The sequence below is a fragment of the Actinomadura oligospora ATCC 43269 genome (assembly GCF_000518265.1).
In the GTDB taxonomy this organism is placed as follows: domain Bacteria; phylum Actinomycetota; class Actinomycetes; order Streptosporangiales; family Streptosporangiaceae; genus Spirillospora; species Spirillospora oligospora.
Window position 1 is genome coordinate 234,273 of record NZ_JADG01000003.1, and the last position, 16,221, is coordinate 250,493.

Genomic DNA, 16,221 nt, shown 5'->3' on the forward strand with positions numbered 1-16,221 from the left:
CCGACCGGGTGATGGTTCGTTCGAGGGCCGGGCGGCCCGGCGAAGCCCAGCGATGTCGAACCGGTGCGTGTCGCTATGTCTCGACCTGTTCCGCCTCGGTTCCCAGGTGCGGATGGTGCAGGTCGAGCGCGGGCCGTTCCGACCTGATCTGCGGGATCGAGTGGAAGTTGTGACGGGGAGGCGGGCATGAAGTGGCCCATTCCAGGGACGCGCCGTGGCCCCACGGGTCGTCGACCTCGACCCGCTTGCCCTTCTTCCACGTGATGTACACGTTGTAGAAGAACGGCAGCATGGAGGCGCCCAGGATGAACGAGAAGATCGAGGAGGTCTCGTTCAGCCCGGTGAACTGGCTGGCGTAGTCGGCGTACCGGCGCGGCATGCCCTCGGCTCCCAGCCAGTGCTGGATCAGGAACGTGCCGTGGAAGCCGACGAACAGCATCCAGAAGTGGATTTTGCCGAGCCGCTCGTTCAGCATCTTGCCGGTGAACTTCGGCCACCAGAAGTAGAAGCCCGCGAACATCGCGAAGACCACGGTTCCGAAGACGGTGTAGTGGAAGTGCGCGACGACGAAGTAGGAGTCCGACAGCTGGAAGTTCATCGGCGGGGACGCGAGGATGACGCCGGTCAGGCCGCCGAAAAGGAAGGTGACGAGAAAGCCGATCGACCACAGCATCGGTGTCTCGAACGTGAGTTGCCCTCGCCAGATCGTTCCGACCCAGTTGAAGAATTTCACGCCGGTTGGGACGGCGATGAGGAACGTCATGAACGAGAAGAACGGCAGCAGCACCTGCCCGGTCACGAACATGTGGTGCGCCCACACGGTCATCGAGAGGCCCGCGATAGTGATGGTCGCGAACACCAGGCCGATGTAACCGAACACCGGCTTACGGCTGAACACCGGGAAGATCTCGGTCACGATGCCGAAGAAGGGCAAGGCGATGATGTACACCTCCGGATGGCCGAAGAACCAGAAGAGGTGCTGCCAGAGCAGCGCGCCACCGTGCGAGGCGTCGAACACGTGCGCGCCGAACTTACGGTCGGCCTCCAGGGCCAGCAGCGCCGCGGCCAGGATCGGGAACGCCAGCAGGACCAGGATCGAGGTCAGCAGGATGTTCCAGACGAAGATCGGCATCCGGAACATCGTCATGCCGGGGGCGCGCATGCACAGGATCGTGGTGACGAAGTTGACCGAACCCATGATCGTGCCGAAGCCCGACATGGCCAGACCCATCACCCACATGTCGCCGCCGACGCCCGGCGAGCGCACGGCGTTGGAGAGCGGGGCGTAGCCGGTCCAGCCGAACGGCGCGGCGCCGCTCGGGGTGAGGAAGGCCAGCACGACGATCAGGCTGCCGAACAGGTACAGCCAGTACGCCAGCATGTTCATGCGCGGGAACGCGACGTCCGGCGCGCCGATCTGTAGCGGCATGATCACGTTCGTGAAGCCCGCGAACAGTGGCGTCGCGAACATCAGCAGCATGATCGTGCCGTGGATGCTGAACGACTGGTTGAACTGCTCGTTGCTGACTATCTGGAGCCCGGGCCTGAGAAGCTCGGCCCGGATGAGCATGGCGAGGACGCCGCCGAAGAGAAAGAAGGCGAAGGAGGTGATCAGGTACAGGTACCCGATCTTCTTGTGGTCGGTCGTGGACAGCCAGTCGGCGACCAGTCTCCCCTTGCTCGTCCGGGCTGCTGGAACGGCTTCCTGAGTCGGCTCTGCGGTTCTCATGTCCATCCGTTGGGTTCGGGAAATCATCGACCGGCGTCCGGCGTCCGGCGTCCGGCATCCGCCGTCCGGCGCGCGACGCACGGAGCAGCGGCGTCCGACACGTCCGCGGGCCGCGCTGCGCTTCTCGTGAAGGATTTACCAGGGGCGCGAAGGAATCACCGCTCCGGCAGGTAAACAACCATGCCCAATTGGGCATGAACAGGCATTGCGACATACTGCACAATTCGACAAGAATCACGCCAATAGCGACTGGTGCTCGACCCGAGGAACATGCGGTACGAGCCTCCGGGCGTCCTCGCGCGGGATGACGTGTCCGGCCTGGCTCTGGAACCGGGCCAGGGCCGAGGTCGGCGGCATCCTCGGCAGCTGCGGAACGGGTATGGGGGCATGCGACTCAGGTCACAGACGACGGAGGTCACAGAATCCGCGGCTCCATCGTCTTCCTCGTGCACCGGAGTAACAGAACGGGAGAGGTCATGAAGATCGCAGTCGCTGGTGGTACCGGGGTGGCCGGGCGGTTCGTCGTGGACGTGGTGAAGGCGCGCGGGCACACACCCGTGGTGATGTCGCGCGGGCGGGGCGTCGATCTGGTGAGCGGGGCCGGACTCGATGCGGCGCTGGCCGGGGTCGAGGCCGTCGTGGACGTCGCCAATCTGGCCACGAGCCGTAAGGCGGCGGCGGTGGAGTTCTTCGACAAGGCGGGGCGGAACCTCGTCGCCGCGGCCGGACGAGCCGGGGTGCGGCACCTCGTGACGCTCTCGATCGTGGGGATCGACCGGGTCAGGTTCGGCTACTACGCGGGCAAGCTGCGGCAGGAGGAGATCGTCCAGGGTGGGGCGGTGCCGTGGACGATTCTGCGGGCGACGCAGTTCCACGAGTTCGCCGGTCAACTGCTGGACCGAGTGCCCGGGCCGATCGCCCTGGTGCCGACAGGGCGGGTCCAGCCCGTCGCCGTGCGCGAGGTGGCCGAAGCCCTCGTCGACGCCGCCCTCGGCGCACCGCAGGGGATGGCCCCCGAACTCGCCGGCCCGCGGGTCGAGTCGCTGGTCGGCATGGCCCGGAGCCTCATCGCCGCCGGTGGGGCCCGCAGGCGCCCGGTCCTTCCCGTGTACTTGCCCGGAGGGATGAGCAGCGGTGGTCTGCTGCCGACCGGCGCCGGTCCTCGCGGCACCCAGACCTTCGCCGACTGGCTCAAGGAGCAGACCACTCCCGCATGACCGGTTCCGGCGGTCGGCGTCCCTTCAGGCCACTTCGCGCTGTCGGCCGTTCCGGTCCGGAAACATGGGCGATCTTGCTAGCGTGCGTTGAGGACGGCGTTTCCGATCTTTGAGGAGGGCTCGTGACTGACTCGAAGGACACCACCGCCGGACCGCGCGACGTGCTGGCGCGGTACCAGCAGGCGTCGATCGACAAGGCCCTGGACGTCATGGTCGACCTGTACGCCGAGGACGCCGTGCACGAGTTCCCCTTCAGCCGTCCGGGCATGCCGTCCGAACTGCGCGGACGCGAGGAGATCCGCGCCTTCCTGGAGGCGGGCTGGCGGGACGGCCCGCTCCGCTACGACTCCTATGGCGACGTGGTGGTGCGCGAGACCACCGACCCCGAGGTCATCGTCGTCGAGCAGTTCGCCGTCGGTTTCTCGAACGTGACCGGACGCGACTTCGTGCTCCCCAACATCGTCGTCCTGACGGTTCGCGACGGCCGGATCGTCCACTTCAAGGACTACGTGAACGTCCTGGCCGCCGGCGAGGCCCTGGGAATGGCACTGCCGTCCTAGCGACGTCCACGCGTTTGACCGTGCGGGCGGCGAGGCGGCAGGCTGGCGCCGTGATCTTCACTCAGGCGGAACTCGACTACCTGGCCGGTCAGCCCCTCGGCCGCCTGGCCACCGTCTCCCCGGCCGGCCAGGTGCAGAACAACCCCGTGAACTTCTCCGTGGACGCCGCCGCCGGAACGATCCTGATCGGCGGCGGCGCGATGGGGACGTCCAAGAAGTTCCGCAACGTCCAGCAGGGCAGCACCGTGTCCTTCGTCGTGGACGACCTGGAGTCGATCGACCCCTGGAAGGCGCGCGGCATCGAGATCCGCGGCACGGCCGAGGCGATCACGGCCGAGGAACCCCCGATGCCGCGCGTCTCCCGCGACCACATCAGGATCACGCCGACCCACATCGTCTCCTGGCACCTGGACGGCCCCCGGGCGAGCCGCAAGGTCTGACCGCGCCACCGCCGTCGCGAGCCGCCTACACGGGAGTGCTGAACGAGATCCAGACGTCAGGCGCCAGCTCCGGACGACCCGGTACACCTCGGCGTTCCTCCGTCCACACATCCCCGGCGATCTCCGTGGCCACCCGCCGCCAGAACCGCACGGCGGCGCCGTTGGCGTCCTGGAACGCTACGGCCCACGAGCCGGGATGCCTGGCCACGATCTCCTGGACGGCGTCCAGCCCGATCCCACTCCGCAACTCATCGAACTGCGACATGTCAGCAGCCCACGCCGACCCGACGCACCGCACCGCCATCGGGCTTGGCTAACCGGTGAACTCGGCGGCGATCGACGTGATGATCGTGTCGGCGTCGGCGAAGTCGGCGGCCTGCTCCATCGCGGCGAACAGCCCCTCGTAGTGCTCGACGTCCGGCCCGGTCAAGGTCAGAACCTGTGTCTCGGTGCCGACCGTGACCAGCCGTTCGTCGTAGATCTCGAACCCGTGGAGCGGCACTTCGGAGACCCGGGCGCTGAAGGGGACGATCCCGATGCGCAGACGCCGCCGTCCGATCAGTGTTCGCAGATGCTCCAGCTGGCCGAGCATGACCGCCTCATCGGCGACGCGCCACCGCAGCGCCGCCTCCGACAGCACCACCGTGATGGAGAGCTGACGTCTGGAGAGCACCGATTTCTGCCGCTCGTGCAGGGCCCGCAGTGATCGCTCCAGGGCCTCGCCCTCCAACGACAGCCCATAGATCTGCCGCGCGTAGTCGGGTGACCGGAGCAGCCCGGTCACCATGACCGGCTGGTAGACGCGCAATCTTCGCGCCTCGCCCTGGGCGCGGGCGATCTGCTGCTGGCGGGTCCAGGCGCCTCCGCGCATCAGAACCTTCCGGCTCTCGACGCGTCGGTGCAGGGACGTGGCCAGCTCGACCAGTTCGGTGGTGCGTTCAGGGGGCGCGGAGTAGATCAGGCACAGTGTCTCCACCATCTCTGCGGGCGGGACGGTCGCGCCGGTCTCGAAGCGGGAGATTCGCGGCTGACTCGTGCCCGTGCGCTCAGCGACCTGCATCCCGGTCAGCCCCGACCTCACACGCAGTTCACGAAGCGCGTCGGCCAACTCCCGGCCTCCACGCTCATATCGCTCAGGTGCCTCTTCCATCAGGGCCTGAAGTCTAGGGCGGACAGGGTACGAGACCGTGGCGGGCCCAAGCGGGACACCCCGCCTCAGCCCTTGGCGCGGAGCGTCATGCCCGCAACCAGGAGGAACGCCAGTGCTCAGGGTGAGCCTGCCACCACTGGTCATAGGGGACGGCGTCCCGCTCGGCCACCGCACGTGCGTGCCGCAACCTGACCGCCTCCCCATCGTCGGCCAGGTGCGCGCCGGTGAACCGCTGGTCCCGGTCGTACCGCAGGACGACAACGGCGTCATCGATGATCCAGAAGTCGGCGTCGGTCATCCCGTCCGGAGGCATGCGCTCCGACAGGTCAAGTATCCGCACCCGCTGTCCGTACCGTGAGGACGCCGGCCACGCCCATTCGCACGCATAGCGGAAGTAGGCGGTGGTGGGGTCGCGCAACACATGAACCTTGCCCCACCCCTTGCCCATCCGCACCTGCGCGGCGAGTTGCTCGTTCCAGCTCATGTCCGCCGGAGGACGGTAAGGCTCCCCGGCAACGTAGCGGCGGACCTGCTCGGACTCATGCTCGGTGTCGTAGTTGTCCAGGTTCTCCAGGCGGAAGACCTCGCGTTCGAAGTGGTCGAACATCTCAGAGAGCCGCTCCAGATCCAGCATCGACCTCCTCCTCCCACCGCACCTCGACCTCGACGGCCTGCTCACCCTCGGGAAGGGCCAGGCGGTCCAGCGCCTCGGGTTCGGTGACGGGCTTCCCGCGAATCAGCCACGTGCCCCGGTCGGTCAGGCTCTGGCCGAACGACGGAAGGTCCTCCAGGAGGGACGTGGGGACCTCCACGAGTGTTCGGTCCGCCTCGTCCACCACCCAGCCCTGCACGACGGCCGTCCTGATGCCGGTGCGGTAGACGGACGGGCAGATTGGCTTGTTCTCGCAGTCGGTTCGGACCAGTGCCCACACGCTGACCTCCGGGACTCGGGAAGCACGCCATCACTCAGCATTCGGTCCGTCAGTGAATAAGTCAAGGCCCTTGAGTTATGCAGTCTGTGGGCGAATACTCGCAGTGAAGCAGCGCACTCACCACGCAGCGCTTGGAGGAGTCTCATGGGCAAGCATGACTCGACTGGTGACGGTCACCGGCCCGGCCAGCCGATCCCGCCTGACAAGAAGGACGATGACAACACCGGTGGCGGCGGGAAGCGCGGGAAGTGAGCACCCGTCCGCCGATCGACGAGCTGGCCGATCGTCTGGTCGACCAGCTCGTCCGGGAGGGGCACCTGAGGTCCGGGCACTGGGGCGCGATGTTGCGCGAGGTGCCGCGCGACCACTTCGTCCCTGATCGTGCCTGGTGTCTTCCCGACACCCCGGACGGTGCGCCCCATGCGATCGACCGCGCTCTCAAGGCGGATCGGTGGCTCGACGCCGTCTACTCCGATTCGGCGATCATCACTCAGGTCGATGACGGCGCGGGCGACCCGGCTGATGGCAAGGGACGTCCGACATCGTCGCTCTCAGCCCCGGGCGTCGCGATCGGGTTTCTGGAACTGCTCGGGCCGCAGCCGGGGGAACGGATCCTGGAGATCGGCACGGGAACCGGCTGGACCGCCGCCGCCCTCACGCACCGCGTGGGGTCCTGTGGCGTCACGTCCATCGAGGTCGATCCCGCGGTGGCCGTCGAGGCCGCGGCGAACCTGGCGTCGGCTGGGCTCGTCCCCGGGGCGGACGTCCACCTGGTCGTCGGCGACGGGACCGACGGGCATCCTGACCACGCGCCCTTCGACAGGGTGCATGTGACCTGCGGCGTCACGACCGTCCCCCACACCTGGATCACGCAGACGCGGCCGGGCGGTGTGATCGTCCTGCCGTGGATGCCGGAGCACGGCGACGGGCGCGAACTGCGGCTGGTCGTCCAGGACGATGGGCGGACGGCCCACGGGCGGTTCAGCGGCATCTCCTCCTACATGATGTTGCGCGGTCAGCGCACGCGCATGCCCGACATCGACCCGGACGGCAGCGAACGGTGGAGTGAAGCCAGAACGCGCACCGACCCACGCGCCATCGTCTGGGACGGACCCGGCCAGGACCTCATGCTCACCGCCGCGATGCCCGACGTCATCATCGACAAGCGGCTCGACATGCGCGACGGGACCCTTCGCCTGGAGATGGCGACCGTGGACGGCACCAGCCAGGCCGTCATCGAATCGCGCTGGGGCGGCGAGCACGCGCAGGTTCGGCAGCTCGGCGACCGTTCCCTATGGGACGAGGCCGAGGCGGCACGAACACGCTGGCTGAAGGCCGGAAAGCCAGATGTCAGCCGGTACGGCCTCACGGTCGCCCCGGACGGACAGTACCTGTGGCTGGACGAACCACGTGGCACCGACCTGCGAGGCCGGACGGCCGGAGCCTGACGATCGTCCTCAGGTCGGGGACGATCGGAGGGCTCCGCTCGCCGTTGCCCATCCGGGAGGGGCGCCGTCAGGGGATGAGGATGAGTTTGCCGCGGGCGGTGCCGGTGGACAGGCGGGTGTGGGCTGTGGCGGCTTCGGTGAGGGGGAGGCGTTCGCCGATGGTGGTGCGCAGGACGCCCTCGGACGCCAGGCGTGACAGTTCGCGGAGGCGGCCGGTGTCGAACTGGGCGCCGATCACCTGGGGCGTGATGCCGCGTGCCTCGGTGAACGGTCCGCCGGGCACCCAGAACTCGGGCACGACGGTCACGTAGCGGCCTCCGTCGCGGACGGCGTCGAAGGCGGCCTGGGCGCGGTCGCCGCCGACGGTGTCGAGCGCCGCGTCCACCGGGCCCTCCCCGTTCGCGGTCACGGTGATGCCCCGGTGCTCGGCGAGCTGGACGGTCAGCGAGCCGACCGCGCCGCGCGGTCCGTTCACCAGGAGCGTCGCGCCGGGCGCGAGATCGAGGGCGGACAGGGCCTCGAACGCGGTCAGTCCGGCGAGGGGGAGCGCGGAGGCGTGCGCGGCGTCCATGCCGTCCGGGGCGAGGGCGAGCAGCCGGGTGGGAAGCGTGACGTACTCGGCGTACGCGCCGATTTGGGTGTGCTTGTGGCCGGTGATGGCGATGACGTCGGCTCCGGACGGCCATTCGGGAGTGCCGACCTCGATGGTTCCGGCCAGGTCGTATCCCGGGACGAGGGGCAGCCGCGGCTCGTCCGCCCACGGGTAGCGGCCTTCGCGCATGCCGAGGTCGGCCGGGTTCACGGCCACGGCCTTCACCCTGACCACGACCTCGTCGGGGCCGGGCTCGGGGACGGGCAGGTGGACGGGCTTCAGGTTCGCGGGCGGTCCGAAGGTCTCGACCGCCATGGCTAGCGTCTCCATGCGGACGACGTTAGGAGCGTCCGCGCGGCCTGTCGTTAACCCAGGTTAATCGCCATGCGGGAACGGATCCGGCTCAGCGCGACCGGCGTCACCCCGACGAAGGACGCGATCTGCCGTTGCGTCAACCGTCCGGCGAGATGGGGATAAGCGGCGAGGAAATCGCGGTACCGGGTCTCGGCGTCGTCCAGCAGCAGGGCGCGCTGGCGTTCGTCCTGCTGCAGGTAGAGGTGGTCGGTGAGCTTGGCCAACGCCCGTTCCCAGGCCGGATGGCCCGCGCAGAGCTCGTCGAAGGCGGGCCGGGAGGCGACCAGCAGCGCCGAGTCCTCCAGCGCCTCGGCCGTCGCGTGCGCCGGGGAGTCGCGCAGCACCGCGCCGTACGCGCACACCAGCTCGTCCTCGGCGCGGAACCCGAGCGCCCGCTCGCGCCCGTCCGCCGCCGAGTACCAGAGGGCGACAAGGCCGCGCGTCACGAAGGCGACCTTGTCGGCGGGCTCACCGGCACGGAACAGCAGCTCACCGCGCGGCAACGACACAGGCCGGAACACCTGCCGCGTCCTCGGCAACTCGGTTCGCGGGATGTCGGCGAGCCGAATCAGATACCGGTCAAGCGCCTCGTACCCGTCCATCTCCAACCCTCCCGCTGAAACCCACCCAATCCTAAGCGCCGCCCCCGGGCCCGCTCGCGGCTCGGTGGCGGGGCAGCGAGGTCAGCGGCGGACGACCGGGGCCTGGCGGTCGATCTCTCGGCCGAGGGCCATGACCATGTCCTCGAAGGCGGCCGTGCCGTGCTTGCCCCTCAGAGCGGGGAACAGGTTCTCGCGGGCGGCCATCCTGAGCATCTCGCTCAGGGCCGTGTGCGGGACGGGCCGTCCGAGCGCGAGCTCGTCGTGTGCCCGGCGCGAGAGGCGCATGAGTTCGGGGTGGTCGGCGGACTTGCTGAGGATCATGCGCGTGGCGTCCTGAGGAGCATGCGCGGAGTCTACGGGGGAGTGGTCCAGCCCGTCGCGGCCACCACTTCGCGCGCTATGCCCGGGACGGGACGGTCGTCGGTGGCCACGCGGACGGTGTTCAGAGGTCGGCGTCCCGGCTGAAGGTCCTCTGGATCCAGGTGCGCGTCGAGGTCCGGTCGGCGGGGGACGGCGGGACGTCGTCCGGGGACGGCTCCGCGCGCCGCCGGGCGGCGTCCTCCGAACGGTCGTGGGCCTCGGTGAGGTGGCCGTTCTCGAACAGCAGCTCCTGGACGTCCTCGTACTTCCACGAACTCTGGAATCCCATGTGGACGTACAGCTCGCTGAGGAACCCGCGGCCGAGCAGCAGCCGTCCGGTGAACCGCACCGGTTCCCGCAGGCCCTCGTAGCGGGGGCCGCGCAGCCCCTCCTTCAGGGGCGTGACCCCGAACAGCGGCGGCGGCTCGCCCTCGACGAGCATCTCCAGTTCCGTGAGGACGAGCCCGCCGTCCACCACCGTGTACTGGCACACGTAGCCGCGCCAGCAGGCGGTCGACATCGCGAGGGGCCTCAGCCCCAGCGCTGACGGGTCGAACAGGCCGTCGCCGTCCCGGCCCGTCAGCGCGTATGACTGATCGCGATAAATCACCGAATCAGGAATTTGTCCCGTCATGTGCCAAACGTAGTTGGCGAAGCGCTCATATCGCCGGGACGGCGGCGGACGGGTCGTGTCCGGCAAAGGCCATCCCGATCACGAACCCGGCGACCTCCTCCAGCTGCCGGGCCCGGTCCAGCCCGCCCAGGACGACCGGGTCTCCGCCCAGGTCACGGGCCAGTTCACCGACCGCCTTGAGCGCGCCCGGATCGTCCCCGGCCATGACCACGACCGGCGTGCGGCCCTCGGACGGCCCCGTCCACTGCATGAACGGGAACGTGTGGAACGCCTTCACGACGTGCGCGCCGGGCGCCGCCGACGCGATCCGCTCGGCCATCGACTCGCCGGGCGCGATGAGCAGGCTTCCGATTCCATGCCCGACGGCGTTCGTCGGGTCGATGAGCACCGTCCCGGACGGGACGCCCGCGAGGGCGACGACCTGCTCCGACGCGTCCCAGGGGACGGCCACGAGCACCGCGTCCCGTCCGGTGGCCACGTCCTCCAAAGGAACCGAACGCGCGCCGAGCTCGTCCGCCAAGGCCTGTGCCTTCTCGGGGGAGCGGCCCGCGATCGCCACCTCGTGCCCGGCCCGCGCCCATGCCGCGCCGAGCGTCCTCGCGATGTTGCCCGTCCCGATGATTCCGATCCGCATATTTCCGCCTTCCCTTGCTGGTCGGAAGGCCAACGTAGGGATTCCGAAATGCACCGATCGGTGCGTCTCGGATCGGGGACCATGGACGGGTGACCGATGAACTCATCGTCGACTGCCAGCTGCGCTCCGGGCTCGAACTCTTCGCCCACACCTGGGACCCGCTCGTCATCGTCGCGCTGCGCGGCGAGCCGCTGCGCCGCCGCGTCCTGAAGAACGCCATCGGCGGCGTCAGCGACAAGGTGCTGACCGAGTCCCTGCACCGGCTGCTCGCGAACGGCCTGGTCGCGCGCCGTTCGTTCGCCGAGGCCCCGCCCCGGGTCGAGTACGCGCTGACCCCGCTCGGCCGCACCCTCCTGGAGGGCCCGCTCCTCGCCCTCGGCCACTGGCTCGAGGGACACGCCGAGGAACTCCTCGCAGCTCAGGAGGCAAGCGAGGCAGGATGATCCTCGACCGCCGACGAGTTCGGCGCCGAGGAGTTCGCGCCCGCCCGGCGGTCACTCCTGACACACCGACGAAGGAGAGACCATGCTGGCAGAACCCGTCGAGGCGACCGATCTCAACATCTACGGCGACGCGAAGCTGCCCTGGGACCGGGTGGCCGCCGCCCTGGACGAGGGGCTCCCGCTCATGGAGACCGCCGTCTTCCTCGGGACGGTCGGCCCGCACGGTCGTCCGCACTCGGCGGGCATCGGAGCCGCCGAGTCCGAGGGCCACCTGTACTTCACCAGCGGACCGAAGACCCGCAAGTCGCAGCGCCTCGAGGCCAACCCGGCCTGCACGATCTCCATGCGGCTGCCCGGCGTCGACCTCGTCCTGGAAGGGGACGCCGCCCGCACCACCGACCAGGCCGAGATCGCCCGCGTCGCCGCCGTCTACGCCGCGGGCGGCTGGCCCGCCGAGCAGGACGGCGACGCGATCACCGCGCCCTACAGCGCACAGAGCGCCGGTCCGGGCCCCTGGCACCTCTTCCGCTTCACCGTCCACGCGGGCGTCGGCGTCGCCCTCGCCGAACCCTTCGGCGCCACCCGCTGGCGCTTCGCCTGACCGTCGCTGGACGTCGTCCGCGCCACGAGAAGGCCAGCGGGATCGGCATCGCCAGGGCTGTCCGCTAGGCGTGCTGCATTTCGGACGACCTGCGCGAGGTCCGGGACGGCCTCCGCGTCAGCATCAGGAAGCCGAGGTGGGCGAAGGGCAGGATCAGGATGAGGTCGGCGACGTGGGCGATGACGACCTCGCGGGGGATTCTGCTCAGCGGGAAGACGACGGCCCCGACCACGATGAGGACGCCGGTCGGCAGCGGCACGTACCTGATGCGCGTCAGCACGACCCCGAGCGCGATCATGCTGGTCGGGAACAGCACTCCGGCGACCCACAGCGTGAGGAACGCGGCGGCCGGGTGTTCTCCCATGAGCTTGACCGCCTGGTCGTGGCTGACTCCGAAGAGCTCTTCGGACAGGCCCTGGAGGCCGAAGGAGGCGCCGCCGAGGCAGCCGTAGACGGCCAGCGGCCAGGCGACCGCCGCATAGCGGGGGACGCGCTCCTCGATGTCGTGGAAGACGCGGGCGAGGCCGACGATCCAGCCGAGGGTCGCGAGCATGATGAGCGTGCCGGTGGTGATTCCCTGCCGGTCGCCTTCCCAGAAGAACGTCGAAAGGGCCTGGACGACCGGGGCGAGTATCAGGCAGCTCCCGGCGATGAATCTCGTGTGTGAAGCCATGCCCTGGACGCTAGAGAAACGCGCGATCCATTCCGTCGGCCCTCGGACTGCATCGCGGTACGGCGTTCGCGGCAGGGCCGCTACTCCGGGCGCGGTATCCCGGCCAGCCCGGTCTGGAAGGCGATCACGACCAGGTGGGCCCGGTCGCGGGCGCCGAGCTTCGCCATCGCCCGGTTGACGTGCGTCTTCGCGGTCATCGGACGCATCGCCAGCCGGACGGCGATGTCCTGGTTGGTCAGGCCCTCCGCGACCAGCGTCACGACCTCCCGCTCGCGGGCGGTGAGCGCCGCCAGACGCTCCGGCTCGACCGGCGCGCGGCCCGTCCGGGCCGTTCCGTCCGCGCGGCCCACGAACGCCGAGATCAGCCGCCTGGTCACGCTCGGCGCGAGCAGCGCGTCGCCCGCCATCACCGTCCGGACGGCCTGCCGCAGCCCCTCGGGGTCGATGTCCTTGAGGAGGAAGCCGCTCGCGCCCGCGTGAAGCGCCCCGAACACGTACTCGTCGTCGTCGAACGTCGTCAGCACCACGACCTTGGTCGCGGCGAGCCGTTCGTCCGCGAGGACGGCCCGGGTCGCGGCCAGGCCGTCCGTGCCGGGCATCCGCACGTCCATCAGGACGACGTCGGGTCGGTGCGTCCGCGCGAGCGCGACGGCCTCGTCTCCGTCGGCCGCCTCGCCGACGACCTCGATGTCGTCCGCGCGCTCGAGCAGCATTCTGAACCCGGCGCGCACCAGCGTCTGGTCGTCGGCCAGCAGCACCCGGATCATGTCGTCCCTCCGCCGGGCAGCCACGCGCGCACCCGGAACCCGCCCTCCGGGGCCGTCCTGGCCTCGACCCGTCCGCCCAGTCCCGCGGCGCGCTCGGCCATGCCCCGCAGCCCGTGCCCGCCGGACGTCCCGTCCTCCGCGCCCCGGCCGTCGTCCCGAATCTCAAGATCAAGACCGTCGTCACGGTAGCGGACGACGACCTCGACCGTCTCGGGATCCCCGTGCCGCAGGGCGTTGGCCAGTGCCTCCTGGACGATCCGGTACGCCGTCAGCCCGACGAGCCGCGGCACCGCGTGCGGCTCGCCCTCCGCCCGCAGGACGATGCGCGGCCCGGCGTCCCCGTAAGACGCGGCGAGACGTTCCAAGTCGTCCAGCCCAGGTGAGGGCGTCGTCCCCTCGGTGTCTCCCTCTTCGCGCAGCACGCGGACGGTCGCCCTCAACTCCCCGAGGGCTTCGCTCGTCGCCCGGCGCACCGCCAGCAGCGCCTCACGCGCGCGCGGGGGATCGTCGTCCAGGAACTCCGCCGCCACGCTCGACTGGACCCCGATCACCGCGATCGTGTGCGCCGACACGTCATGCAACTCGCGGGCGACCCGGATCCGCTCCTCGGCCACGCGCTGCGCGGTCTCGTGCTCCCGCCGCTCGGCCAGTGCCGCGAGCCGCCCCTCGAACTCCGCCCGCCGGGCCCGCCTGCTGCGGACGGAGTCCCCGAGCAGCAGCATCGCCACGAACACCACGGTCGACCCGTCCAGGACGGAATCGAACACCTCGGCCCCGGTGTGCCGCGCCCGTCCGGCCAGGTCCGCCACGATGAGCAGAGCCGCCACGACGAGCCCCGGCCACCGCCGTCGCGCGACCGCCACCGAGTACAAGGCCACCCAGACGGCGACCGCCGGAGCCCCGCCCGGATAGTCGAGCAGGTGGTAGACGAGCCACAGGCCCGCCACCACCGCCAGGACGGACGCGGGCCACCGTCGCCGTCCGAGCAGGCAGACGGCCATCGCGACCCCCAGCCCGAACGCCCAGCCGTCCGCGCCCCGCTCACCGGCGTCCACCGTCCCGGCGCCGATCCGGTACGCGTTCCCCGCCGCCGCGACCACGCAGACCGCGACGTCCAGGGCCCACGGCACCCTGGCGATCTCGTCCCGCCAACGGCGCACCGACGTGTCCCGGAAAGCCCCGATTCGCCCGTCCATCGCCAGCAGCGTCGCACAAACCGGGACGCGCGTCGCGCAAAGCATGGAGGCCGCCCTCCCAGCGGAAGACGGCCTCGTCGTCCTACTTCACTTCGCGCTTCATCAGGCGGTAGGCGCCGATGGCCAGGGGGACGACCATCCAGAGGGCGATGGCCGTCCCCGCGCGGGCCCATTCGGTGCCGGTGGCCGCGCTTTCGCCGGTCAGGGGCTCGAAGGCGCGGTTCGTGTCGAGCCACACGGACGCGTCGCGCAGGGCCTTCACCATCGAGCCGACCGTCGTCCAGACCGTCGGGAGGACGAAGTACAGGACGATCGCGACCGGCGTGTTCATCAGCAGCGTGCCGAACGCGACGCCGATCAGGACGGTCGCGACCTCGACCAGCAGCATCGAGCCGATCGCGCGCACCGGCAGGTCCCACTCGCCCGACGACACCCCGAGGACGCCGCCGACCCCGCGGCCGAGGACGCCGAGGACCAGGCCGAGCAGGACGAACCCGGTCGCGAGCACGACCGCCGCGAGCACCTTCGCCGTCAGGATCCGGAGCCGCTGCGGGACGAGCGCGAACGTCGTCAGCGCCGTCCGCTGCGACCACTCGCCGGTGACCGCGAGGATCCCGACGACCGGCAGCAGCAGGCCCACCCCGATCTGGGACAGCCCGAACAGCTGGCCCGCCGACTGCTCGTCCGCCGGGCGGACGGCCATGAACACCACGACCGTCGCGATCGCGACCAGCGCGATGATCGCGAGCAGCCAGCGGCCCGCGCGGGTGTCGGTCATCTTGCGCAGCTCGACCAGCTCGACCAGCGCGAGCCGCGTGAGCGGCGGACGCGCCGGGGCCTGCGTGAGGTCCAGCACGGTCATCGGAGAGCCTCCTGCGGAACGGACGGCGACGGCGTCGCCGGACCGGCCTGCCCGCCGGTCAGGGTGAGGAACAGCTCCTCCAGGCCGCCCCCGCCGGCCTGGCGAAGCTCCAGAAGGACGGCCCGCGACGCGGCGGCGGCCCGCCCGATCGCCTCGGCCGGGGCCTCCACGACGAACGCCTCGCCGCCGTCGCCGGTGGGCTCGCGGCGCAGGACCGGCAGGCCCGCCGCGACCAGCGCGGTGTACAGGGCCGCCGGGTCCAGGGCGCGGACGAACGTCCGGCCGGACGGCGCGAGCAGGTCGGACTTGGCCCCGTTCGCGACGACGCGTCCGCCCGCGATCACCACCAGCGTGTCGGCGACCGCCTCCACCTCGTGCAGCAGGTGCGAGGACAGCAGCACCGCGCCGCCCCGGTCGGCGAAGTCGCGCAGCAGCGTCCGCATCCAGTAGATGCCCTCGGGGTCCAGGCCGTTGGCGGGCTCGTCCAGGACCAGCACGGACGGGTCGCCGACCAGCGCCTGCGCGATCCCGAGCCGCTGCCGCATGCCGAGCGAGTAGTTCCCGACCCGGCGGCCCGCGGCCTTGCCGGCCAGCCCGACCGTCTCGAGCATCTCGTCCGCGCGCTTCGCCGGGACGCCGAGGACCCGCGCGGTCAGCGCGAGGGTCTCGCGTCCGGTCCGTCCCGCGTGCTGCGCCGACGCGTCCAGCAGCACCCCGACGTGCCGCCCGGGGTTCGGAATCGAGGCGAACGGCACGCCGAGCACCGTCGCCGTCCCGGACGTCGCGGGCGTCAGGCCGCAGAGCATCCTCATCGTGGTGGACTTGCCCGCGCCGTTCGGCCCGAGGAACCCCGTCACGGTGCCCGGGCGGCACCCGAAACTCACGTCCTCGACCACCGTGGTCGGGCCGTAGCGCTTGGTCAGTCGCTCGACTTCGATCATGCCCCCAGCCTGGCCTTTCGCCCGGTACGTCCGGAACATTCGAAAGTCGGCGGATGATCGACCGAGGTCGATCGGGCACGGCACGA

The 16,221-nt window shown here is 70.4% G+C and carries 21 protein-coding genes; 6 read left to right on the forward strand and 15 right to left on the reverse strand.

Annotation, left to right across the window (positions count from 1 at the left end):
* Window positions 1–73: 73 nt before the first annotated feature.
* On the reverse strand, window positions 74–1,735 hold the full coding sequence (gene ctaD, locus P696_RS0101020; protein WP_026410884.1) for an aa3-type cytochrome oxidase subunit I: 1,662 nt from the start codon (window positions 1,733–1,735) through the stop codon (window positions 74–76).
* A 470-nt stretch (window positions 1,736–2,205) separates the two neighbouring features.
* Here ctaD and P696_RS0101025 point away from each other — a divergent pair, with 470 nt between their 5' ends.
* The 3 genes from P696_RS0101025 (at window position 2,206) to P696_RS0101035 (ending at window position 3,946) form a co-directional block, all read left to right on the forward strand.
* Window positions 2,206–2,946, forward strand: coding sequence for an SDR family oxidoreductase (locus P696_RS0101025; RefSeq protein WP_026410885.1), 741 nt, complete (start codon window positions 2,206–2,208; stop codon window positions 2,944–2,946).
* A gap of 122 nt (window positions 2,947–3,068) precedes the next feature.
* Window positions 3,069–3,506, forward strand: coding sequence for a nuclear transport factor 2 family protein (locus P696_RS42385; protein ID WP_034482684.1), 438 nt, complete (start codon window positions 3,069–3,071; stop codon window positions 3,504–3,506).
* Between the two features lie 50 nt (window positions 3,507–3,556).
* On the forward strand, window positions 3,557–3,946 hold the full coding sequence (locus tag P696_RS0101035) for a PPOX class F420-dependent oxidoreductase (protein ID WP_026410886.1): 390 nt from the start codon (window positions 3,557–3,559) through the stop codon (window positions 3,944–3,946).
* Between the two features lie 25 nt (window positions 3,947–3,971).
* Here the strand turns inward: P696_RS0101035 and P696_RS42390 are convergent, their stop codons facing one another.
* From P696_RS42390 to P696_RS57800, 4 genes are all read right to left on the reverse strand, one after another.
* Window positions 3,972–4,211 (reverse strand): hypothetical protein, encoded by a 240-nt coding sequence (locus tag P696_RS42390; protein ID WP_211245572.1) that lies wholly within the window; start codon window positions 4,209–4,211, stop codon window positions 3,972–3,974.
* Window positions 4,212–4,259: 48 nt separating this feature from the next.
* Complete coding sequence (locus P696_RS42395) at window positions 4,260–5,096, reverse strand: helix-turn-helix domain-containing protein (RefSeq protein ID WP_170026283.1); 837 nt, start codon at window positions 5,094–5,096, stop codon at window positions 4,260–4,262.
* A gap of 85 nt (window positions 5,097–5,181) precedes the next feature.
* Window positions 5,182–5,730, reverse strand: coding sequence for a DUF6879 family protein (locus P696_RS56770; protein WP_051466521.1), 549 nt, complete (start codon window positions 5,728–5,730; stop codon window positions 5,182–5,184).
* Window positions 5,705–6,028, reverse strand: coding sequence for a hypothetical protein (locus tag P696_RS57800; RefSeq protein ID WP_051466522.1), 324 nt, complete (start codon window positions 6,026–6,028; stop codon window positions 5,705–5,707). The genes P696_RS56770 and P696_RS57800 overlap by 26 nt, the downstream gene beginning before the upstream one ends.
* Window positions 6,029–6,276: 248 nt before the next feature.
* On the opposite strand from P696_RS57800, the gene P696_RS42410 reads away from it, so the two are divergent.
* Window positions 6,277–7,476 (forward strand): methyltransferase domain-containing protein, encoded by a 1,200-nt coding sequence (locus tag P696_RS42410; protein WP_034482686.1) that lies wholly within the window; start codon window positions 6,277–6,279, stop codon window positions 7,474–7,476.
* A gap of 67 nt (window positions 7,477–7,543) precedes the next feature.
* Here P696_RS42410 and P696_RS0101070 read toward each other — a convergent pair whose 3' ends face one another.
* The 5 genes from P696_RS0101070 to P696_RS0101090 all read right to left on the reverse strand — a co-directional run bounded on the left by P696_RS0101070 (window position 7,544) and on the right by P696_RS0101090 (window position 10,706).
* A complete protein-coding gene (locus tag P696_RS0101070; RefSeq protein WP_026410887.1) occupies window positions 7,544–8,398 on the reverse strand; it encodes an NADP-dependent oxidoreductase in 855 nt (284 codons plus the stop codon).
* Window positions 8,399–8,433: 35 nt separating this feature from the next.
* Complete coding sequence (locus tag P696_RS42415) at window positions 8,434–9,024, reverse strand: Crp/Fnr family transcriptional regulator (RefSeq protein WP_034482688.1); 591 nt, start codon at window positions 9,022–9,024, stop codon at window positions 8,434–8,436.
* Window positions 9,025–9,105: 81 nt separating this feature from the next.
* Entirely contained in the window at window positions 9,106–9,345 is a 240-nt protein-coding gene (locus tag P696_RS0101080; RefSeq protein ID WP_026410888.1) for a hypothetical protein, read from the reverse strand.
* Window positions 9,346–9,466: 121 nt separating this feature from the next.
* Window positions 9,467–10,018 (reverse strand): hypothetical protein, encoded by a 552-nt coding sequence (locus P696_RS55525; RefSeq protein WP_157429449.1) that lies wholly within the window; start codon window positions 10,016–10,018, stop codon window positions 9,467–9,469.
* A 25-nt stretch (window positions 10,019–10,043) separates the two neighbouring features.
* Window positions 10,044–10,706 (reverse strand): NADPH-dependent F420 reductase, encoded by a 663-nt coding sequence (locus P696_RS0101090; RefSeq protein ID WP_281174899.1) that lies wholly within the window; start codon window positions 10,704–10,706, stop codon window positions 10,044–10,046.
* Between the two features lie 35 nt (window positions 10,707–10,741).
* On the opposite strand from P696_RS0101090, the gene P696_RS0101095 reads away from it, so the two are divergent.
* Entirely contained in the window at window positions 10,742–11,095 is a 354-nt protein-coding gene (locus tag P696_RS0101095) for a winged helix-turn-helix transcriptional regulator (RefSeq protein ID WP_211245573.1), read from the forward strand.
* Window positions 11,096–11,177: 82 nt separating this feature from the next.
* Window positions 11,178–11,696: a pyridoxamine 5'-phosphate oxidase family protein gene (locus P696_RS0101100; protein ID WP_026410891.1), complete on the forward strand. Its 519-nt coding sequence runs from the start codon at window positions 11,178–11,180 to the stop codon at window positions 11,694–11,696.
* A 64-nt stretch (window positions 11,697–11,760) separates the two neighbouring features.
* Here P696_RS0101100 and P696_RS0101105 read toward each other — a convergent pair whose 3' ends face one another.
* From P696_RS0101105 to P696_RS42425, 5 genes are all read right to left on the reverse strand, one after another.
* A complete protein-coding gene (locus P696_RS0101105; protein WP_051466527.1) occupies window positions 11,761–12,369 on the reverse strand; it encodes a hypothetical protein in 609 nt (202 codons plus the stop codon).
* An 80-nt stretch (window positions 12,370–12,449) separates the two neighbouring features.
* Window positions 12,450–13,136: a response regulator transcription factor gene (locus P696_RS0101110; RefSeq protein WP_026410893.1), complete on the reverse strand. Its 687-nt coding sequence runs from the start codon at window positions 13,134–13,136 to the stop codon at window positions 12,450–12,452.
* On the reverse strand, window positions 13,133–14,332 hold the full coding sequence (locus P696_RS0101115; protein WP_084336629.1) for a sensor histidine kinase: 1,200 nt from the start codon (window positions 14,330–14,332) through the stop codon (window positions 13,133–13,135). The genes P696_RS0101110 and P696_RS0101115 overlap by 4 nt, the downstream gene beginning before the upstream one ends.
* An 82-nt stretch (window positions 14,333–14,414) precedes the next feature.
* The gene (locus tag P696_RS0101120; RefSeq protein WP_026410895.1) at window positions 14,415–15,194 is read right to left on the reverse strand and encodes an ABC transporter permease subunit; all 780 of its coding nucleotides are present in this window, start codon (window positions 15,192–15,194) and stop codon (window positions 14,415–14,417) included.
* Entirely contained in the window at window positions 15,191–16,135 is a 945-nt protein-coding gene (locus P696_RS42425) for an ABC transporter ATP-binding protein (protein ID WP_051466532.1), read from the reverse strand. The genes P696_RS0101120 and P696_RS42425 overlap by 4 nt, the downstream gene beginning before the upstream one ends.
* Window positions 16,136–16,221 lie beyond the last annotated feature (86 nt).

Excerpts from the sequence above, each read along its gene's own strand:
- ctaD (WP_026410884.1), bottom strand. The coding sequence starts at position 1,735 with ATGGACATGAGAACCGCAGAGCCGACTCAGGAAGCCGTTCCAGCAGCC.
- P696_RS0101025 (WP_026410885.1), top strand. The coding sequence starts at position 2,206 with ATGAAGATCGCAGTCGCTGGTGGTACCGGGGTGGCCGGGCGGTTCGTC.
- P696_RS42390 (WP_211245572.1), bottom strand. The coding sequence starts at position 4,211 with ATGTCGCAGTTCGATGAGTTGCGGAGTGGGATCGGGCTGGACGCCGTC.
- P696_RS42395 (WP_170026283.1), bottom strand. The coding sequence starts at position 5,096 with ATGGAAGAGGCACCTGAGCGATATGAGCGTGGAGGCCGGGAGTTGGCC.
- P696_RS56770 (WP_051466521.1), bottom strand. The coding sequence starts at position 5,730 with ATGCTGGATCTGGAGCGGCTCTCTGAGATGTTCGACCACTTCGAACGC.
- P696_RS0101070 (WP_026410887.1), bottom strand. The coding sequence starts at position 8,398 with ATGGAGACGCTAGCCATGGCGGTCGAGACCTTCGGACCGCCCGCGAAC.
- P696_RS42415 (WP_034482688.1), bottom strand. The coding sequence starts at position 9,024 with ATGGACGGGTACGAGGCGCTTGACCGGTATCTGATTCGGCTCGCCGAC.
- P696_RS0101080 (WP_026410888.1), bottom strand. The coding sequence starts at position 9,345 with ATGATCCTCAGCAAGTCCGCCGACCACCCCGAACTCATGCGCCTCTCG.
- P696_RS55525 (WP_157429449.1), bottom strand. The coding sequence starts at position 10,018 with ATGACGGGACAAATTCCTGATTCGGTGATTTATCGCGATCAGTCATAC.
- P696_RS0101100 (WP_026410891.1), top strand. The coding sequence starts at position 11,178 with ATGCTGGCAGAACCCGTCGAGGCGACCGATCTCAACATCTACGGCGAC.
- P696_RS0101105 (WP_051466527.1), bottom strand. The coding sequence starts at position 12,369 with ATGGCTTCACACACGAGATTCATCGCCGGGAGCTGCCTGATACTCGCC.
- P696_RS0101110 (WP_026410893.1), bottom strand. The coding sequence starts at position 13,136 with ATGATCCGGGTGCTGCTGGCCGACGACCAGACGCTGGTGCGCGCCGGG.
- P696_RS0101115 (WP_084336629.1), bottom strand. The coding sequence starts at position 14,332 with ATGGACGGGCGAATCGGGGCTTTCCGGGACACGTCGGTGCGCCGTTGG.
- P696_RS0101120 (WP_026410895.1), bottom strand. The coding sequence starts at position 15,194 with ATGACCGTGCTGGACCTCACGCAGGCCCCGGCGCGTCCGCCGCTCACG.
- P696_RS42425 (WP_051466532.1), bottom strand. The coding sequence starts at position 16,135 with ATGATCGAAGTCGAGCGACTGACCAAGCGCTACGGCCCGACCACGGTG.